Below are 17,388 nucleotides of genomic sequence, written 5' to 3' on the forward strand. Positions count from 1 at the left end.
GCCCCCACCCCCCCCCCCCCCCCCCCCCCCCCTCCCCCCCCCTCTCCCTCCCCCTCTCTCCCCCCCCCCCCCCCCCCCCCCCCCCCCCCCCCCCCCCCCCACCACCCGGCCAAAGATCCCGACAGGGCTTGTCACCGGTAGGGGGCTCACTACACAATGGAACCGACCGAACGGTCAGTCGGGAGGTAGGTGTCATGGTGGCAGCGCAGTCGGCCGAGCCGGCGGAGGAGACACCGACCGCGCTCGCGGAGCGCTTCGAGGCGGTGATCGCCGCCGAACAGCGGGTCGAGCCGCGGGACTGGATGCCGGACGCCTACCGGGCGACCCTGATCCGGCAGATCGCCCAGCACGCGCACTCCGAGATCATCGGCATGCAGCCGGAGGGCAACTGGCTCACCCGGGCGCCCTCGCTGCGCCGCAAGGCGATCCTGCTCGCCAAGGCGCAGGACGAGGCGGGACACGGCCTGTACCTCTACGCGGCCGCCGAGACGCTGGGCGCCGACCGGGCCGAACTCACCGAGAAGCTGATCTCCGGCCGGCAGAAGTACTCCTCGATCTTCAACTACCCGACGCTGAACTTCGCCGACGTCGGCGTGATCGGCTGGCTGGTGGACGGCGCGGCGATCTGCAACCAGGTCCCGCTCTGCCGCTGCTCGTACGGCCCGTACGCGCGCGCGATGGTCCGGGTCTGCAAGGAGGAGTCGTTCCACCAGCGCCAGGGCTACGAGCTGCTGATGACGCTGATGCGCGGCACCGAGGCCCAGCGGCGGATGGTGCGGGACGCGGTGGACCGCTGGTGGTGGCCGTCGCTGATGATGTTCGGCCCGCCGGACGGCGACTCGCCGAACACCGCGCAGTCGATGGCCTGGCGGATCAAGCGGCACACCAACGACGAGCTGCGCCAGCGCTTCGTCGACATGACCGTCCCGCAGGCCGAGCACCTCGGGGTCACCCTCCCCGACCCCGAGCTGCGCTGGAACGAGGACCGCGGCAGCTGGGACTTCGGCGAGCCGGACTGGACCGAGCTGCAGCAGGTGATCAAGGGCAACGGGCCCTGCAACACCCAGCGGATGGACCGCCGCCGGGCCGCCCACGAGGAGGGCGCCTGGGTCCGCGAGGCCGCGGTGGCCCACGCGGCGAGGCGGGCGAAGCACGAGCAGTGCGAGGAGAGCAATGTCTGAGACGTCCTGGCCGCTCTACGAGGTCTTCGTGCGCCCGCGCCGCGGCCTGAACCACGTGCACGTCGGTTCGCTGCACGCGCCCGACGACCGGATGGCGCTGCTCGCCGCCCGTGACCTCTACACCCGCCGCAACGAGGGCGTCAGCCTCTGGGTGGTCCGCTCGGACGCGATCACCGCCTCCACCCCCGACGAGCGCGACCCGTTCTTCGAGCCGAGCGGGGACAAGGTCTACCGCCACCCGACCTTCTACGACATCCCCGAGGATGTCCCGCACATCTGAGCCGAGCTGGGGACCACGATGACGGACGATCACGTCTACCTGACACTGGCCGAGTCGGACCACGAGGCCGAGGCCCGCTGGGCCTACGGCACGGGCTTCGCCGACCCGCTGCTCGGCGTCGACACCGCGCTGCCGCCGAACGTCGACGGGGCCGACCTTTCGCTCTACTGCCAGTTCCTCGGCGACGACGCGCTGGTCCTCGCCCAGCGGCTGATCGAGTGGTGCACCCGGGCGCCCGAGCTGGAGGAGGAGGTCGCGCTGGCCAACCTCGGGCTGGACCTGCTCGGCCAGGCCCGGCTGCTGCTCACCCGGGCCGGCCAGGCGGACGGCAGCGGGCGCACCGAGGACGACCTGGCGTACTGGCGCGCCGAGCACGAGTTCCGCAACGTCCGGCTGGTGGAGCTGCCGAACGGCGACTTCGCCTTCTCGGTGGCCCGGCTGCTGGTCTTCGCCACCGCCCGCCGGGCGCTCTACCAGCGGCTGGCCGCCGCCGCGGTGGACCCGGTGCTGACGGCGACGGCCGCCCGGGGCGTCAAGGAGCTGGCCTACCACCAGGAGTACGCGGCGGCCTGGACGGTCCGGCTGGGCGACGGCACGGCGTACTCGGCCGAGCGGATGCAGGCCGGGCTGGACGCGGTCTGGCCGCTGCTGGCCGAGCTGTTCACCCCGCACGAGGTGGAGCTGCGGCTCGGGCTCGACCCGGCCGCCCTGCGCGAGGAGGTGCTGGCCGAGCTGGCCGGCACCATCGGGGCGGCCCGGCTGGCGGTGCCGGACGCCCGTCCACTGGCACTGGTCGGCGGCCGCGGCGGCCGGGACGGCGTGCACACCGAGCACCTGGGCCGGCTGCTGGCCGAGTTGCAGTGCGTGGCCCGGGAGCACCCGGGGGCGACATGGTGACGACCCCGGCCGTGCTGCCCGACCCCGCCGTGGTGGCGGGTGCGGTGCCCGATCCCGAGCTGCCCATGCTGACCCTGGCCGACCTCGGCGTGCTGGCCGGGGTCGAGCGGGCGGGCGGCGGCGCGGTCACGGTCTGGCTCACCCCGACCTACTCGGGCTGCCCGGCGGTCGCCGAGATGGCGGCCGACGTGGCGACCCGGCTGGAGGCGGCGGGCTTCCCGGACGTCCGGGTCCGGCTGCGGCTCGACCCGCCGTGGAGCAGCGACCAGATCACCCCGGCCGGCCGGGCGAAGCTCACCGCCGCGGGGATCGCCCCGCCGGGACCGGCCGCCGCCGGCCCGACCCCGGTCCGGCTCGGCCCGACCCGGCTGGCCGCGGTGGCCTGCCCGCAGTGCGGTTCGACCGAGACGGAGGAGCTGTCCCGGTTCGGCTCCACCGCCTGCAAGGCGCTCTGGCGCTGCCGGTCCTGCCGGGAACCGTTCGAACACCTGAAGGAGATCTGATGGCGCCGCGTCGCGCGCAGTTCCACCCCCTGCGGATCTCCGCGATCGAGCGCCTGTGCGACGACGCGGTGGCGGTCACCTTCGACGTCCCGGACGAGCTCGCCGCCGACTTCGCCTTCAAGGCGGGCCAGACCCTCACCCTGCGCCAGGTCACCGGGAGCGCCGACGAGCGGCGCTCGTACTCGATCTGCTCGCCGGCCGGCGGGCCGCTGCGGATCGCGGTCCGCGAGGTGCCCGGTGGCCTGTTCTCCGGGCAGCTGGTGCACCGGGCCGCGGTCGGCGACGTGATCGAGGTGCTGCCGCCCAGCGGCGCCTTCACCGCCGACCTGAGCGTGCCCGGCCGGCACGTGCTGCTGGCGGCCGGCTCCGGGATCACCCCGATGCTGTCGATCGCCGGCTCGGTGCTGGCCGCCCACCCCGACTCCCGGGTCACCCTGCTCTACGGCAACCGGCGCAGCGACACCGTGATGTTTACTGACGAGCTGGCCGACCTCAAGGACCGCCACCTGGCCCGGTTCGAGCTGGTCCACGTGCTCTCCCGGGAGGCCCGGGACGCCGAGCTGCTCAGCGGCCGGCTGGACGCCGAGCGGGTCGGCGCGCTGCTCGAGGCGCTGGTGGACGTTCCTGCGGTGGACCACTGGTGGCTCTGCGGGCCGCACGGCATGGTGGCCGCCGCCCGCGAGCTGCTCGGCTCGCTCGGAGTGCCGGCCGGCGCGGTGCACCAGGAGCTGTTCGTCGCCGAGGACGAGCCGATCGCCGAGCGCCCGCCGGTCGAGGAGCTGGCCCCGGGCGACTTCAGCGAGGTCACCCTGGTGCTGGACGGGCGGCGCAGCGAGCTGCGGCTGCCGCGCGACCGCAGCGTGCTGGACGGTGCCCAGCACGCCCGCCCGGACCTGCCGTTCGCCTGCAAGGGCGGGGTCTGCGGCACCTGCCGGGCGCTGGTCACCGAGGGCGAGGTCGAGATGCGCCGCAACTTCGCGCTGGAGGAGAAGGAGCTGGCCGCGGGCTACGTGCTGACCTGTCAGGCCCGCCCGGTCTCCGACCGGGTGACGGTCGACTACGACCGCTGACCGACGCTGGCGACCGGCCGGCCGAGCAGCCGCGCGATCTCGTTGACCGCTGCCCGGCCGGCCCGGTTGGCGCCGATGGTGGAGGCCGAGGGACCGTAGCCGACCAGGTGGATCCGCGGGTCGGCGACCGCCCGGGTGCCGTCCAGCCGGATCCCGCCGCCCGGCTCGCGCAGGTGCAGCGGGGCGAGGTGACCGGTCTCGGGGCGGAAGCCGGTGGCCCAGACGATCGCGTCCACGGCAGCTCCCGGTCGCCGTCCGGTCCGTGCCAGAGCACCCCGCGCTCGGTCAGCCGGTCGAACATCGGCTGCCGGTGCAGCGCGCCCAGCTCGCGGGCCCGGCGCAGTGCGACGGACGGACCGAGCCCGGTCACGCTGACCACGCTGCGCACCGGCAGCCCCTGACGGACTCGCTCCTCCACCAGCGCGACCGCGGCCCGGCCGGCCTCCGGGCTGAAGGGCCCGTCCCGGAAGACCGGTTCACGGCGGGTCGCCCAGACCGTCTCGGCCACCGCCGCCAGCTCCGAGAGCAGCTGGATCGCCGAGGCCCCACCGCCGACCACCACGACCCTCCGCCCGGCGAAGCTCTCCGGGCCGCGGTAGTCGGCGTAGTGCAGTTGGCGGCCGGCGAAGTGGCCGGGGCGGTGGGGAAGGAACGGGCGGGTCCAGGTCCCGGTCGCGTTGATCAGGGCGCGGGCGGACCAGCTGCCGGCGTCCGACTCGACGAGGAGCCTCCCGCCCCGGGCCGGCCGGACCGCGCCGACCCGCGCCGGGCGCACCACCGGGAGCGAGTGCCGGGTCTCGTAGGCCGCGAAGTAGCCGGGCACCACCTCGCGCGCCGGGGCGCCCGGGTCCGGCTCCGGCAGCTCGAAGTCCGGCAGGTCGTGGAAACCGTGCACGGTGGCCATCCGCAGCGAGGGCGAGCGGTGCGCCCAGGCGCCGCCGGGCGCCGGGTCGGCGTCCAGCACCACGAAGTCGTCGTACGGTGCGAAGCCCCGACGCCGCAGGTGGTAGGCGGCGGAGAGGCCGGCCTGGCCCGCGCCGATCACCACGACGTCGAGGTTAGTTGCACCGTAAACAGTCATGCCCCTGAAACATCAGGGGCGCGACCGGATGTTCCCGGCTCAGCCGGCCGGACTGATCACCACCGCCGTGCCGTACGCGCAGATCTCCGTTCCGAGGTCGGCCGCCTCCGTCACGTCGAAGCGCATCATCAGCACCGCGTTGCCACCGCGCGCCCTGGTCTGCTCGATCAGCCGTTCCATCGCCTGGTTGCGGCTCTCCACCAGGGTCTTGGTCAGACCGCGCAGCTCCCCGCCCATCAGCGACTTCAACGAGGCGCCGATCTGGGTGCCGATGTGCCGGCTGCGCACGGTGAGGCCGAAGACCTCGCCGATCACCCGGTCCACCCGGTAGCCCGGCACGTCGTTGGTGGTCACGACCAGGATGTCCGTGCCCGCGCTGGGGCCCCCGCCGTACTCGTCAAGGTTGCTCATGGGGTCATCCTGTCATGGGGCCGTGCCGCTCGACGGCGGCGCGGACGTCCGCCCAGCGCGCCCGAAAAGCTGTCACGGACCGGTGAGCGGCGCCCGGAAAAGCCGTACCGTAGGCGCATGGGCGAGCGAGGCGATCATCCGCAGGGGTCGGGCGCGACGGACAATCCGGGGGCGCTGGAGATCGAGGCGACCGTGGTACTCGGCATCCGGGTCACGGACTGGCCCGCGCTGCGCGACGCGGCCCGGGCGGCCGTCGAGGAACTGGACTTCACCGGGATCGACCCGGCCGGCCAGCGCCAGGAACTGCTCCGCGAGGTCTCCGAGGACCCGCACGCCGCGCTCGGCGCGCTGCTCCACCCCGACCGGCTGATCGGCGCGGTGCCCGGCATCGAGCCGCTCGGCGGGACGCTGGAGATCAGCACCACCGACGATTTCGCGCCGGACTTCGCCGAGCTCTTCCCGCTCGACTCCGAGGACAGCGAGCCGGGCGACTGGACCCTCACCCCGCGCACCGCCTGCCTGCTGCACACCCAACTGCTGGCGCTGGCCGACGCCGCCTACGACGACCTGGAGGAACACGGCGGCGAGGCGGTGACCGAGCAGGACGACCAGGACTGGGCGGTCTTCGCCAGGCTGCCGCGCAGCAGCTGGCCGATGCACCGGGCCTGGCGGCGGGCGATGGCCCGGGCCTTCGACGACCTGGCCGAGGACCTCGGCCTCGGCGAGTGGCCGCTGCCCCGCTGCCCGGGCGAGGAGTTGGCGCTGCGCTTCGCGCTCGCCGACGCCCGGACGCTGCTGGTCGCCCAGCCGCAGGCGGTGGCCGACCTGATGGGCGAACTGCCCGCCGACCTCTACGACTACGACTGGGACGGCTGCGCGGACGAGCTGCTCGGCGTCTACGACCTGGGCGGGCAGGACCCGGACGAGGACGCCCGGGTGCGGCTGGACACCCTGCTGGCGGCCACCCACCCCGAGGGCTGGTTCCTCACCTACGAGGAGGCCGAGGAACGCGAACCGGGGCGCGGCTACCGTCGCTGAACGGGGGCGGGTTCGGGTCTCCGGGCCGTCCTGGCATTCTTGACCGGTGACTTCACCGTTCGATGCCCCGAGCCAGGCCGACGCCCCAGACGGCCGCGACGCCAACCCGCAGTACGTCCTCCCGCTGGTGGTCCGGCTGGAGAAGGCCGAGCCGCCGGCCCGGACCGACGCGCTGGAGACCTCGGCCCGCGCGGTACTCACCCTGCTCGCCGACCCGCGGGCGACCGGCGAGGGCGAGTGGGCCGCGGCACTGCACGCCTGGGAGGACGGCCGGATCCGCAAGGTGGTCCGGCGGGCCCGGGGCGGCGAGTGGCGCAAGGCGGGCTCGCTACCCGGGATCACCGTCACGGGTGCGGCGGCCGAGGTCCGGGTCTACCCGCCGGTCCCGCTGGACGGCTGGCCCAAGGAGCTGGTGAAGTTGCAGGTCTCCGGCACCGAGCTGGCCGACCCGGCCGAGCCCGGCGCCCCCGCGCCCGGCCTCCCGGTGCTCTGGCTCAACCCCGAGCTGGAGATGAGCGCCGGGAAGGCCATGGCGCAGACCGGGCACGCGGCCCAACTCGCCTGGTGGCGGCTGACCGAGGCCCAGCGCAAGGAGTGGGCGGAGAGCGGTTTCGCGCTGGCCGTGCGGACCGCCGATCCGGCGCGGTGGGCCGAACTGACCGCGAGCGGGCTGCCGTTGGTCCGCGACGCCGGATTCACCGAGATCGCCCCCGGCCCAACTGTTGCACTCGAAGGCGGCGAGCGCTACTGCCCCACCCCGCGCCTACGGCGCCCGTGAGCGCACCACGCTGAACCCAACACGGCAACGTAGCAGGTGGGGCGCGCGTGTTCCCGGCAGTCGCATGCCTCCGGCGGTCTTCTTGGCGGGGGTGGGGATGGCGCTTCCTCTACCGGGCAAGACGGGTAGGTGTCCCCGCAACGGTGCGACACCGCTCCGCCCTGTCCGTTAGGTGGGCGCGGGCGGCGCGGGCACCAGAGGTCCAGTGGGGCGGCCTTCCGCAATCGCCGCCCGAACCCTTGTTTGACGTGGGCCCACAGGTACTCGACCGCGTTCAGCTCGGGTGCGTATGCGGGCAGCACGAACACCGTCAGCCAGTCCCGTGCGTCGATCAGGTCGCGCATCGCATGGGAGACGTGGGTGTTTTTTCAGCCGGTCCCACACCAGCACGATTGGCGCTTTGACCAGCTGATGGACCCCGTCGATCAGCCCGATAGTCGCGCTCGGACAGACTGCGGCGCTCGCCCTTGCGCCCGCTGTGCCGTCGCAGCCGGTGGCACAGCCGGGTCCGCGAGCCCGGACGCATCGCGATCAGCCCGGCAGCCGAGACTCTCCCCGAGCGGCGGCCGCCGACCTTCACCACCGGGGTGATACCGCCGCCGTCCCCACGTGCGTCCCTTGGGCGGTCTGCGGGTGAACCCGGCTTCGTCCTCGAAGCAGATCCAGCCGTCGCAGGCCGCCCTGGTGCTTTTACCTCCGCCCAGGTCACCTCCCTCCACGCGGTCACGGCCCGCTCGTCGCGCTCGGCGGCCCGCCGTGCGGGGACCTGCGGGGTGAAGCCGAGCCGGCGCATCAGACGGGTGGCCCCCGAGACGCTGTAGGACACGTGAAACTTCCGCCCGATCAGCGTCGCCACCCGCGCGCCGGTCCACACCTGGTCCTGGTCCCAGCCGTGCACCGCCGGCCCCTCGAACTCGCCTACTGGGCCTTGTCCTCGTATTGCCACGGCCACGTGGCGAGTAGCTCCCTGCAGTTGGCATTGCTTTCTGCAGCGGATGTGATCACCGGGGCGCCGGGTCATGGATGGTGGGCGAGGTGATCGATGCATGGATGGATCTTGGTGAGGAGTTCGATGACGGGTTCGTTCTCGCGGATCGCCGTGCGCACGTCGGTGTCGCCGTGCTGGCCGGTCGCGAGTTCGTGCAGGCGTCGGGTGTGGAGTTCCTCAAGGTAGAGGTGCATGTCGTCGAGGACGTTGGCCAGGGCCGCCGTGTGTACGGTCCGCTCTTCAGGCTGGGGTGCGGTCAGGGCTGCGGGGGCGTGGGCGCTGTAGTCGGACAGTCCGGGGATGAGTGTTGCCTGTGGTGTGGCGTGCGCGGTCAGGGCGGTGAGGTGTTCCATCAGCGTGGTCAGGGTGGCGGTGGCGGTGGCGGCCTCGGTGACCTTGGCCCGGTCGTGGCCGGGTTCCCGTCGTGCTTGCCGCTGCGACGTCCTGGCTTTGGTCAGGATGCTTTCGGCTCGGCGGCGGGCCTGGTCCGTCGATGGCTCGTGGGGGTGGCCCAGAGCGTTCAGCACCGCGTCCAGGTAGGCGGCGACGGCGCGTGTCGCTTCGGTGACCTGGGTGTTGAGCCGGTCGTGCTCCCAGGTGGGCCACAGCAGGTAGCCGCCGAGGAGCGCTGCGGCGCTGCCGAGGACGGTCATGGCGATCCGTTCGAGGGCGGAGCCCCAGTCGCCGGGCCGGGCCACATCGCCGATCAGCAGCACCAGCGGGGTGCCGAAGACGACCCAGAACGCGTAGTTGACGGGTCGGAGTGTGAAGCCGGCGCTGATGACGGCGAACAGCAGGACCGCGAGGACAGCGGGTTCCTTGACTCCGGCGATGAGCAGTGCGGCGCAGGTTCCACCGATCAGGTTTCCGGCGATGCGCTGGCCGGCGCGCTCCAGGGTGGCCCCGTACTGGGGGCGCAGGACTCTCAGGACGGCCAGGGTCGCCCATGCGCCGTGCGGTAGGCGGGCTACCCAGACCAGGGTGAAGACGGCGGCGCAGACGGCTGTGACGCGCAGTGCGTGCCGGTAGATGGAGGAGCTGAGCGTCATCGCGGCACGCAGGCGTGCCGCGTCGAATCGGGCCTCTCGGGCGGGTTCGGGGTTAAGGCGGGTGCGGGCCGTGCCGCGCAGGTCGAGGCTCTGGCGGTGGGCGGTGGCGGTGGCGGTGTGGATGCGGGCCAGGAGTCGGCGTTGGCGCCCGGCTCTGGACACCTCGGTGTAGGGTTCCCGCCCGGTGGCTGCGCGTGAGCGCAGGTGGTCGCAGGCGAGGTCCAGTGCCGTGATCGCCTCGGTCGCGTCCGGTGGGGAGGTGTCACGGCGGGGACGGGTGAGTAGGGCGGCGACGGTCGCGCTCTGCTCGGCCAGGGCCCTGGTGGCGGCGATGAACGGTCGGCGAACAGCCTGCGGCGGGGTGCCGGTGCCGGCGAGTGCCGTGGCCAGATCGATCAGCGTAGATGCCTGGCGCAGCAGCGGTTCCACGAGCAGGGCCAGGTGTTCGTCGCCGCCGGGGCCCTTCAGCGCCTGTGCGGCCTGTTCGGCGCGCCGCAGTGCGGCCAGGGCGTGTCCGTGGTCGCCACCGGTCGCGTTGTGTGTGGTGGTGATCCGGGGCAGGCAGCGGCTGATTTCCTGGTAGGGCTGGGCGAGGGTGGCCAGCACGCTACGCAGTCGGGGTGCGGGGGTGAGCAGGCCGGTGGTGGCGGCGTACCAGAGTCCTCCGGCCAGGACGAGGAGGGCCGCACGCACGGTGCCCGTGCCTGGGGCGCTCTGTCCGGCCCCGGCCAGCAGAGCCGTCGCCGGCATGGTGCCCAGGCGGGCCACGGTCCCGTGGACCGCGGTCCCCATCGCGGCGAGGAAGACCAGCGCCGTGAGCAGGGCCAGGGCGAACGGGAAATGGCCGGTCACCAGTTCCCCGGCCCAGAAGGCGAGTGCGTTGACGGCGCCGGCCACCACCAGTCCCGTGGTCCGCTGCCGACGAGGGCCGCCCTTGTTGGTGAACGCCGCCACGTACGCGCCCAGGCACGCCAACGCGCCCGCCTCAGGATCACCGGCTGCCACGCCCGCCAGCAGGGGAAGGCCCACGGCCACGCCGTTGATCAGTCCGGCCAGCGCCGCGGGCCGGCTGCCGGGGGCCGGCGTGAAGAGAGCGGACAGTCGTGCCCCGTCCCGGCGGCCGGTCAATCCCGCTGATAGCGGCCCATCAGCACCGCCTTCTCCAGGACGTGACCCTCCATCGCCTGCTCCAGTTCCACCCGCCCGGTGGAAGGCGGAAGATCCAGGACGGTGTCGAGAGCGTAGAGGGTGAAGAAGTAGCGGTGCGGGCCGTCACCGGGCGGCGGTGCCGGACCGATCCAGGTGTTGGTCCCTCTCGTGGTGAGCCCCACCATGCCGATCTGCCCGTCGGCCTCGGAGATCCGGTGCTGCCCGGCGGGGATGTTCCACACCACCCAGTGGTCGAAATTGCCGTCCGGCCGCCGGTCGCGCGGGACGTCGGGGTCGTGCACCACCAGCGCCAGACTCCCCGCCCCGTCAGGCACCCCCTCGAACTCCAGCGGCACCCGGGACTCGCCCCCGTCGATGGAGTGCTCGGCGGGAATCCAGTCACCGTCTTCGAAGGACGGGCTCGAAATCTTCATACCGCCATGCTCTCCTCGCTTCGGGGCGAGGGCACGCTGTGGCACGCCCTTGTCGCGGTAAATACCGGATTTACCGCGACAGAGCCTCCAGGCTCGGGCCGGCATCCCCGCGATGGCCTCGCGTGTTCGACCAGGCGTGATCACCGCAGTCGGGGGTGAGGTGTACGCATTTACCGCGACAGCGGCGGAAGGTGGGCGAGGATGGCGATCGAACAGGCGGCCGTGTCGGAGACCGGGGGTGCGTTCCGTCTTCCGCGCACCCGCGTCGTACCCCTGGCCGCTGGTCCGGCGACCTACGCCGCGGCGATCGACCGGTACCTGACCGTGGCGGGGCATCTCGAAGGGCTCAGCGCGCGTCTACCGGATCTCGCTGACGAACTGGGCGTGGATGCTCGCCAGCACCGCGACCCCGACCGGGCCGTCCCGGCGCGGGGCGAAGCCGCAGGCGCTTCAGCTCGCCGCGCTGGATGACCCCGCTCTGCCGGAGGTGCTGGCCGAGCTCGCCGCCGCCCGCGCGGACGAGATGGACGCCGACACCGTGAACCGCGAGCTGTCAGTAGTGCGCAAGGCGATCGGCTGGTGGCTGCGGCGGGGCTGGATCGAAGCCGCCCCGACGCTCGGCATCGAGCGCCGCCCCTCCCCGCCTCACCGAGCGCCGCGCCAGCGCCGGCACCCCCAGCCTCGACGTCTGCCCGACCACCGGCCGGGCCCGGCTCTCCTATCGGCGGGCCGAGGAGAGCACCCGGCTACTGGCCAACCCGCTCGCACGGCCTGAGCAGAGGGCCGACCTGCAGGGCTTCACGCTGCTGCACCCTGGCGGCACAGCGCGCTCACCCACGACGCGGAGAACGGCACCAGCACCCCGATGCTGCTGGCTCGCTCCCCCCACGCCTCCGTCCGCTCCCTGGAGCGATACGCCCGACCCGGCATCGACGCGGTCGCCCGCCACGTCGCCGAACGCGACCCCGCCGCACGTCGAAGGACCTGACACCCCTCGTTTGCGGCTGGTGACAGCGTTCTTACCGGCACCCCGAGTGGGCGCCCGAGCGGTACGCCAGCATTCGCCGGCGCCTGGAGAGCGGCACCCCTCAAGCGAGCAAGACGGGTAGGTGCCCACAGGGAGTCGGCTCGGCCATCCGGGACCTGTGCCCGGCGCCCTCACGCGATTCCGCCCAGGGATGGCTCGGTCGGGGTCGTCCAGGCACCGCGTCCACGGCTTGGAGATGCGCCAGAGGTAGTTGCCAACGGGTCAGGCGGTCATGAGGTCCTTGATCTTTTGTGCGACCAGCTCGGCCTGGAGATCGCGACCGGTGCGGTTCGGGTGCAGGACCCAGGCACAGGGAGATCGCCCCGGGTTCCTGCACGGTGATCGCCGACCACCCGGCGCTGCGGTAGCGGGTCTGGCTCCCGGGAGGCAGGAGCGGCGGGCGGCGGGGTGGGGCGGGCCGTGGCACCTTCGCCCGGTGAGACCGGTCGAGGGGTTCAGGCCGGGTAGGCGTGGGTCTGGGCGGCCTTGACGGTGGCCCAGACGGCCGCCCCCGTCACCAGGTCCAGCTCGGCGACCGCCGCCGGGGTCAGGTCGGCGGCCAGCGCGAGCGGTCCGGTCAGGTCGGCGCGGACCTGGTCGCCGTGCTGCTCCAGGCCGGCCACCGTGACCTCCCAGGCGTTGCGCGCGCTGGAGTCGGGCCGGGTGCGGTGCAGCGTCACCGCGGCCGGCGGGAAGGCCACGAAGGCCGGTCCGGTCAGCTCGTCCGCGGTGACCACCGTCACCCCGTCGGGCAGCTTCACCGCGTGGCCGTCCGCCACCCCCTGGTACAGGTTGAGCCCCACCAGCCGGGCGATGTAGTCGGTGCGCGGCCGGCGGGCGATCTCGGCCGGCGTCCCGGCCTGCACCTGCCGGCCGTTCTCGATCACCACCAGCCGGTCCGCCAACACCATGGCGTCCAGCGGGTCGTGCGTGACCAGCACCGCCACCGCCTCGAACTCGGCCAGGTGGCGCCTCAGTTGGGAGCGGACGTCGAGCCGGGTGCGGGCATCCAGTGCGGCCAGCGGTTCGTCCAGCAGCAGCATTCGCGGCCGGACCGCCAACGCGCGGGCCAGCGCGACCCGTTGGGCCTGCCCGCCGGAGAGTTTGGCGGGCCGCTTGGCCGCGTGCTCCTCGAGTCCCATCCGGGCCAGCCAGGACAGCGCCTCGGTCCGCGACTCCTGCTTCGAACGGCCTTGGCAGCGCAGGCCGAAGGCCACGTTGTCCAGTGCGCTCAGGTGCGGGAAGAGCAGGTAGTCCTGGAAGACCACGCCGATCGGCCGGCCCTCGGCGGGGACGTGCCGGTGCTCGGCCGGGTCCGCCAACACCGCGCCGTCCAGCCGGAGATGGCCGCCGCTGAGCGGCAGCAGCCCGGCCAGCGCGCGCAACGCGGTGGACTTGCCGGCGCCGTTCGGCCCGAGCAGCGCGATCACCTCGCCCGCGGTGGCGGTGAGTTGGAGGTCCAGCGAGAAGCCGCCGCGATCCACCCGCAGTCGGGCGTCCAGTGAACGGTCGGTGAAGTCAGGCGAGTCGGTCACGGTGCACTCATCCAACGGTCGCGCAGCCCGACCAGCACGGCGATCGAGACCACCAGCAGCACCAGGCTGAGCGCGATCGCCGCGTCCGGGGAGTTCTGCATCGCCAGGTAGACCGCCAGCGGCATGGTCTGGGTGGTCCCCGGGAAGTTCCCGGCGAACGTGATGGTGGCGCCGAACTCACCCAGCGCCCGGGCCCAGGCGAGCACCGCGCCCGCGCCCACCCCGGGGGCGATCAGCGGCAGGGTGACCCGGCGGAAGGCGGTCAGCCGGGAGGCGCCGAGGGTGGCCGCCGCCTCCTCGTAGCGCGGGTCGGCCGCCCGCAGCGCGCCCTCCACGCTGATCACCAGGAACGGCATCGCGACGAAGGCCTCGGCGACCACCACACCCGGCGTGGTGAACGGCAGGGTGAGCCCGAAGGCCGAGTCCAGCCAGCGCCCGACGATCCCGTTGCGCCCCAGCACCAGCAGCAGCGCCACCCCGCCGACCACCGGCGGCAGCACCAGCGGCAGGGTGACCAGCGCCCGCACCAACCGCTGCCCGGGAAACGTGGTCCGGGCCAGCAGCCAGGCCAGCGGTACACCCAGCAGCAGCGAGACGCCGGTCGCGGCCGTCGCGCAGATCAGCGACAGCCGCAGCGCCTGCCACACCTCGGAGCTGGTGAGCAGTGCCGGCATGGTCCGCCAGGGTGCGCGGATCACCAGCCCGGCCAGTGGCAGCACCAGGAAGAGCAGCCCGAGCAGAGCGGGCGCCAGCAGCGCCACCGGGGTGCGGGCGCGTCGGGTCACGGCGTCTGGAAACCGGCCGCGGTGAGCACCTGCTGGCCCGCGGGGGAGAGCACGAACGCCTCGAAGGCCTTGCCGCCGGCGGCGTTCGGGGCCTTGCTCAGGTCGGCGATCGGGTACTGGTTGACGGCCTGCTGGGCCTCGGGGAAGTTCACACCGTCCACCTTGCCACCCGCCGACTGCACGTCGGTCTTGTAGACGACGGACGCGTCCACCTCGCCCAGCTCCACCTTGGTGAGCGCGCTCGTGACGTCCTGTTCGAGGGTGACCGGGGTCAGGTTGACGTTGCCCGCCTTGAGCGCGGTCTGCGCGGCGGCGCCGCACGGCACCGTCTTCGCGCAGAGCGCGACCTTGATGCCGGGCGCGGTGAGGCCCTGCAGCGAGGTGATGTGCTTCGGGTTGCCCGGGGCGACGGCGATCTCCAGGGTGTTCTTGACGAAGACCGTGGGGGTGTCGGCGTTGTCCTTGGCGTCGGTGACGGTCTTCATGGTGGCCGGCGAGGCGGCGGCGAAGACGTCGGCGGGGGCGCCGGAGACGATGCTCGCGGCCAGCGTGTCACTGCCGCCGAAGTTGAACTTGACGGTGCTGCCCGGGTTCGCGGCCTCGAACTTCTTGCCGAGCTCGGTGAACGTGTCCTGCAGCGAGGCGGCGGCGAAGACCGTGATGGTGCCGGTGACCTTCGGCGAGGCCGAGGAGCCGCCGGAGCCCGCGGAGCTCGACGAGGAGCCGCTGCTGCAGGCGGTCAGGCCGGCGGCCAGCGCGAGGGCGGCGAGCGTTCCGGCGGCGGTGCGGGATCGGGTGGTGGTCATGCGGAAGTTCCCCTCCTGCCGCGCGGGGGCGCGCGGGGTGCGGTAGGTGCGGGCCGGTCCGCCGCGGCCTGCGGCGAAAGGGGGCGACCCTGGGGACCGAGTGAGCAGGGCTCGTATCTGCGGTCGATGTGCCGATCATAGTGCCGCAGATGCAAGCCTGGAATCCCCTGTGCCTTTGCACAGAACCGCCCCGAGCAGGCTACTGGGCGGACTGTGCGAAGCGTCGGAATTTCGCCGGGGTCCGCTCCGCGGCCGCCGCGCGGACCCCGGGTCCGCCGCGGAAAACCGCTGGCCGGCCCGGCCCGGGGTTCGCCACAGTGGTGGCTCGCACCCAGCAGGAAGGCCTGTCCGATGTCCACGCTGCGGGTCACCGCCGAGCGGCTGACCGTTCTCCACCACCCCAACGCCGACGCCCTGGAGCTCGCCCAGGTCGGCCTCTACCGCGCGGTCATCGCCAAGGGCGCCTACCGGACCGGCGACTACGCCCTCTACGTACCCGAGCAGGCCGTGCTGCCCGAGGCGTTGATCGAGGAGCTGGGCCTGACCGGGCGGCTCGCGGGTGGCGCGGCGAACCGGGTGAAGGCGGTCCGGCTGCGCGGCGAGTTCTCCCAGGGCATCGTCTGCCGTCCGCGCGCGCTGGCCGGCGTCGACCTGGCCCGCGCCGCCGCCGAGGGCCGGGACTTCGCCGCCGAGCTGGGCATCACCAAGTGGGTGCCGCCGATCCCGACCTCGATGAGCGGCGAGGTCGAGGCGGCGCCGGACCTGCTGCCCTGGGTGGACATCGAGAACCTGCAGCGCTTTCCGGGCGTCTTCGAGCCCGGCGAGCCCGTGGTGCTGACCGAGAAGCTGCACGGCAGTTGCTGTCTGCTCACCCACCACGCCGGCAGTGGCACGGTGCAGGTCTCGTCCAAGGGGATCGGCGCGCAGGGCCTGGCGCTCAAGGAGGACGAGCGCAACCTCTACTGGCGGACCGTCCGGGCGCACGGCGTGCCGGCGGTGGCCGCCGAACTGGCCGAGCGGCTGGGGGCCGAGCGGGTCGGCATCTTCGGCGAGGTCTTCGGCGCGGGTGTGCAGGACCTGACGTACGGGGCGAACGGGCGCACCGAGCTGCCGGGCTACGCGGTCTTCGACGTCTCGGCGGTGATCGACGGTCAGCTGCGCTGGCTGGACGCCGCCGAGTTGCTGACCGGCCTGCTGCCGCTGGTGCCGCGGCTGTGGAGCGGACCGTTCGACCCGGCGGTGGTGCTGGCGCTGGCCGACGGTCGGGAGACCGTCTCGGGGCGGCAGCTGCACCTGCGTGAGGGCGTGGTGGTACGCCCGGCGGTCGAGCGCTACAGCCCGGTACTGAACGGGCGGGCCATCGCGAAGGTGGTCAGCGGCGGTTACCTGACCCGCAAGGGCGGCACCGAGTACGAGTGACCTGCGCGCCCGGCCCCGACGACGCACCCGGGCCGACGCGGTGCCCGGGCGCGCCGACGGGCCGGCCGTACCCTGGCGAACGTGATCGCGCACGAGGACCGCAGGCTCCGTGCCCTGGCCGCCCGGGGCCGCTGGGCCGAGCTGCTCGGGGTCTACCGGCGGACCCGGGCCGCGGCCGCGGCGCGTGGCGGGGAGCGGGTGGCCGCCGAGCGCACGGCGCCGCTCGGTCACGAGCTCGCGCTGGCGGCGCCGGTCGGGATCGCGGCCGGGCTGTTCGACCGGTCCGCCGGTCCGGGCGCCGCGGCCGGTCCGGACGACGGCCAGGTCGGGCCGCTCTGGGAGGTGCTGGCGATCCGTCACCCATGGGACGTGCTGGACCCGCTGCTGCGCGCCGAGCCGGTGCGCACGCTGGCCGCGCACACCCGGGTGCTGCTCGGCGAGGACCTGGCCGGCAGCCGGCTGCTGCCACGCCCGGCGGCTCGACCGACCCGCCCGCCGGCGCCGCCGCTCGTGCTGCGCCCGTGGGAGCAGGCGGGCTGGGAGGTGGGCAGCCGGATCACCGGCTACCGCTCCGGCGGGGCGGCCGCCACCGCGCTCTTCTCGCTGCCGGACAGCCTGGAGGGCCTCGGGCCGGTGGCGTTGCCCGCCCGCGGGTCCGCGCTGCCGGCGGGCGCGCAGCCCGCCACCGCCGCGCTGCGCTCGCTGTCCAGCTGGGTCACCGTCCGCTGCCTGCGCGGCACCGCGCCGGAGGCGGCCGCGCTGCTGGCCCCGGCTCCGGTCGGCGCCGGGCCTGCCACCGGCGGCTACCTCCCGTTCGCCACGGCCTATCCGGCGCTGGTCCGGGCCGGCGGGGGGGGGGGGGGGGACGCCCTCCCCCACCGCACCCCACACGGCGGGGCCCCCCTTCTGTGGGGGATTTCTCTTCTCTCCCAACCCTTCCTGTTTTTCCCCGGTTGG

16 protein-coding genes and 2 pseudogenes are annotated in these 17,388 nt (G+C 73.7%); 9 read left to right on the top strand and 9 right to left on the bottom strand.

Features of this window, described 5'->3' with window-relative positions; translation table 11 throughout:
* The first annotated feature begins 194 nt into the window (after window positions 1-194).
* The 5 genes from paaA to paaE are packed head-to-tail and all read left to right on the top strand — an operon-like array spanning window position 195 to window position 3,931.
* Window positions 195-1,181 carry a 1,2-phenylacetyl-CoA epoxidase subunit PaaA gene (gene paaA, locus ACZ38L_RS34925; RefSeq protein WP_465701221.1) on the top strand — a complete coding sequence of 329 codons (987 nt, stop codon included), beginning with the start codon at window positions 195-197 and terminating at the stop codon, window positions 1,179-1,181.
* Window positions 1,174-1,461 carry a 1,2-phenylacetyl-CoA epoxidase subunit PaaB gene (gene paaB / locus ACZ38L_RS34930; RefSeq protein WP_396562323.1) on the top strand — a complete coding sequence of 96 codons (288 nt, stop codon included), beginning with the start codon at window positions 1,174-1,176 and terminating at the stop codon, window positions 1,459-1,461. Before paaA ends, paaB begins: the two co-directional genes overlap by 8 nt.
* 18 nt (window positions 1,462-1,479) lie before the next feature.
* Window positions 1,480-2,358, top strand: coding sequence for a 1,2-phenylacetyl-CoA epoxidase subunit PaaC (gene paaC / locus ACZ38L_RS34935; protein ID WP_465701224.1), 879 nt, complete (start codon window positions 1,480-1,482; stop codon window positions 2,356-2,358).
* Window positions 2,352-2,861 carry a 1,2-phenylacetyl-CoA epoxidase subunit PaaD gene (paaD, locus tag ACZ38L_RS34940; RefSeq protein WP_465701226.1) on the top strand — a complete coding sequence of 170 codons (510 nt, stop codon included), beginning with the start codon at window positions 2,352-2,354 and terminating at the stop codon, window positions 2,859-2,861. The genes paaC and paaD overlap by 7 nt, the downstream gene beginning before the upstream one ends.
* Window positions 2,861-3,931: a 1,2-phenylacetyl-CoA epoxidase subunit PaaE gene (gene paaE, locus ACZ38L_RS34945; RefSeq protein WP_465701228.1), complete on the top strand. Its 1,071-nt coding sequence runs from the start codon at window positions 2,861-2,863 to the stop codon at window positions 3,929-3,931. Before paaD ends, paaE begins: the two co-directional genes overlap by 1 nt.
* Here the strand turns inward: paaE and ACZ38L_RS34950 are convergent.
* A pseudogene (locus tag ACZ38L_RS34950) lies at window positions 3,919-5,012 on the bottom strand (FAD-dependent oxidoreductase). The gene paaE and the pseudogene ACZ38L_RS34950 sit on opposite strands and share 13 nt — an antisense overlap.
* A gap of 39 nt (window positions 5,013-5,051) precedes the next feature.
* Window positions 5,052-5,423 (bottom strand): YbjQ family protein, encoded by a 372-nt coding sequence (locus ACZ38L_RS34955; RefSeq protein ID WP_396562313.1) that lies wholly within the window; start codon window positions 5,421-5,423, stop codon window positions 5,052-5,054.
* 117 nt (window positions 5,424-5,540) lie between these two features.
* Here ACZ38L_RS34955 and ACZ38L_RS34960 point away from each other — a divergent pair, with 117 nt between their 5' ends.
* Together ACZ38L_RS34960 and ACZ38L_RS34965 are read left to right on the top strand one after the other, a co-directional pair.
* Entirely contained in the window at window positions 5,541-6,461 is a 921-nt protein-coding gene (locus ACZ38L_RS34960) for a hypothetical protein (RefSeq protein ID WP_465701230.1), read from the top strand.
* A 46-nt stretch (window positions 6,462-6,507) separates the two neighbouring features.
* Window positions 6,508-7,239 (top strand): peptidyl-tRNA hydrolase, encoded by a 732-nt coding sequence (locus tag ACZ38L_RS34965; RefSeq protein ID WP_465701232.1) that lies wholly within the window; start codon window positions 6,508-6,510, stop codon window positions 7,237-7,239.
* 239 nt (window positions 7,240-7,478) lie between these two features.
* Here the strand turns inward: ACZ38L_RS34965 and ACZ38L_RS34970 are convergent.
* The 3 genes and pseudogenes from ACZ38L_RS34970 to ACZ38L_RS34980 all read right to left on the bottom strand — a co-directional run.
* Window positions 7,479-8,149: pseudogene (locus ACZ38L_RS34970) on the bottom strand (winged helix-turn-helix domain-containing protein); the annotation flags it as partial.
* A gap of 107 nt (window positions 8,150-8,256) precedes the next feature.
* Complete coding sequence (locus ACZ38L_RS34975) at window positions 8,257-10,404, bottom strand: FUSC family protein (RefSeq protein WP_465701234.1); 2,148 nt, start codon at window positions 10,402-10,404, stop codon at window positions 8,257-8,259.
* The gene (locus ACZ38L_RS34980; protein WP_465701237.1) at window positions 10,401-10,859 is read right to left on the bottom strand and encodes a YbhB/YbcL family Raf kinase inhibitor-like protein; all 459 of its coding nucleotides are present in this window, start codon (window positions 10,857-10,859) and stop codon (window positions 10,401-10,403) included. Before ACZ38L_RS34980 ends, ACZ38L_RS34975 begins: the two co-directional genes overlap by 4 nt.
* A gap of 388 nt (window positions 10,860-11,247) precedes the next feature.
* On the opposite strand from ACZ38L_RS34980, the gene ACZ38L_RS34985 reads away from it, so the two are divergent.
* A complete protein-coding gene (locus ACZ38L_RS34985; protein ID WP_465701239.1) occupies window positions 11,248-11,634 on the top strand; it encodes a hypothetical protein in 387 nt (128 codons plus the stop codon).
* A gap of 707 nt (window positions 11,635-12,341) precedes the next feature.
* Here ACZ38L_RS34985 and ACZ38L_RS34990 read toward each other — a convergent pair.
* From ACZ38L_RS34990 to modA, 3 genes are read right to left on the bottom strand one after another with little or no spacing between them, the layout of a single operon-like run.
* Window positions 12,342-13,421: an ABC transporter ATP-binding protein gene (locus ACZ38L_RS34990; RefSeq protein ID WP_465701241.1), complete on the bottom strand. Its 1,080-nt coding sequence runs from the start codon at window positions 13,419-13,421 to the stop codon at window positions 12,342-12,344.
* Window positions 13,418-14,206, bottom strand: a complete 789-nt coding sequence (locus ACZ38L_RS34995; RefSeq protein WP_396562285.1) for an ABC transporter permease — start codon at window positions 14,204-14,206, stop codon at window positions 13,418-13,420. The genes ACZ38L_RS34990 and ACZ38L_RS34995 overlap by 4 nt, the downstream gene beginning before the upstream one ends.
* Complete coding sequence (modA, locus tag ACZ38L_RS35000) at window positions 14,203-15,012, bottom strand: molybdate ABC transporter substrate-binding protein (protein WP_465701244.1); 810 nt, start codon at window positions 15,010-15,012, stop codon at window positions 14,203-14,205. Before modA ends, ACZ38L_RS34995 begins: the two co-directional genes overlap by 4 nt.
* Window positions 15,013-15,363: 351 nt before the next feature.
* Here modA and ACZ38L_RS35005 point away from each other — a divergent pair, with 351 nt between their 5' ends.
* Window positions 15,364-16,431: an RNA ligase (ATP) gene (locus ACZ38L_RS35005; protein WP_465701246.1), complete on the top strand. Its 1,068-nt coding sequence runs from the start codon at window positions 15,364-15,366 to the stop codon at window positions 16,429-16,431.
* Window positions 16,432-16,994: 563 nt separating this feature from the next.
* Here the strand turns inward: ACZ38L_RS35005 and ACZ38L_RS35010 are convergent.
* A complete protein-coding gene (locus ACZ38L_RS35010) occupies window positions 16,995-17,228 on the bottom strand; it encodes a hypothetical protein (protein WP_465701248.1) in 234 nt (77 codons plus the stop codon).
* Window positions 17,229-17,388 lie beyond the last annotated feature (160 nt).

The sequence above is a fragment of the Kitasatospora sp. NPDC024654 genome, assembly GCF_055559155.1.

What these genes read in the sequence shown, in the direction of transcription:
- paaE (WP_465701228.1), top strand. Translation starts at nt 2,861, where the DNA reads ATGGCGCCGCGTCGCGCGCAGTTCCACCCCCTGCGGATCTCCGCGATC.
- modA (WP_465701244.1), bottom strand. Translation starts at nt 15,012, where the DNA reads ATGACCACCACCCGATCCCGCACCGCCGCCGGAACGCTCGCCGCCCTC.
- paaB (WP_396562323.1), top strand. Translation starts at nt 1,174, where the DNA reads ATGTCTGAGACGTCCTGGCCGCTCTACGAGGTCTTCGTGCGCCCGCGC.
- ACZ38L_RS34960 (WP_465701230.1), top strand. Translation starts at nt 5,541, where the DNA reads ATGGGCGAGCGAGGCGATCATCCGCAGGGGTCGGGCGCGACGGACAAT.
- ACZ38L_RS34980 (WP_465701237.1), bottom strand. Translation starts at nt 10,859, where the DNA reads ATGAAGATTTCGAGCCCGTCCTTCGAAGACGGTGACTGGATTCCCGCC.
- paaC (WP_465701224.1), top strand. Translation starts at nt 1,480, where the DNA reads ATGACGGACGATCACGTCTACCTGACACTGGCCGAGTCGGACCACGAG.
- ACZ38L_RS34985 (WP_465701239.1), top strand. Translation starts at nt 11,248, where the DNA reads ATGCTCGCCAGCACCGCGACCCCGACCGGGCCGTCCCGGCGCGGGGCG.
- paaD (WP_465701226.1), top strand. Translation starts at nt 2,352, where the DNA reads ATGGTGACGACCCCGGCCGTGCTGCCCGACCCCGCCGTGGTGGCGGGT.
- ACZ38L_RS35005 (WP_465701246.1), top strand. Translation starts at nt 15,364, where the DNA reads ATGTCCACGCTGCGGGTCACCGCCGAGCGGCTGACCGTTCTCCACCAC.
- paaA (WP_465701221.1), top strand. Translation starts at nt 195, where the DNA reads ATGGTGGCAGCGCAGTCGGCCGAGCCGGCGGAGGAGACACCGACCGCG.
- ACZ38L_RS34955 (WP_396562313.1), bottom strand. Translation starts at nt 5,423, where the DNA reads ATGAGCAACCTTGACGAGTACGGCGGGGGCCCCAGCGCGGGCACGGAC.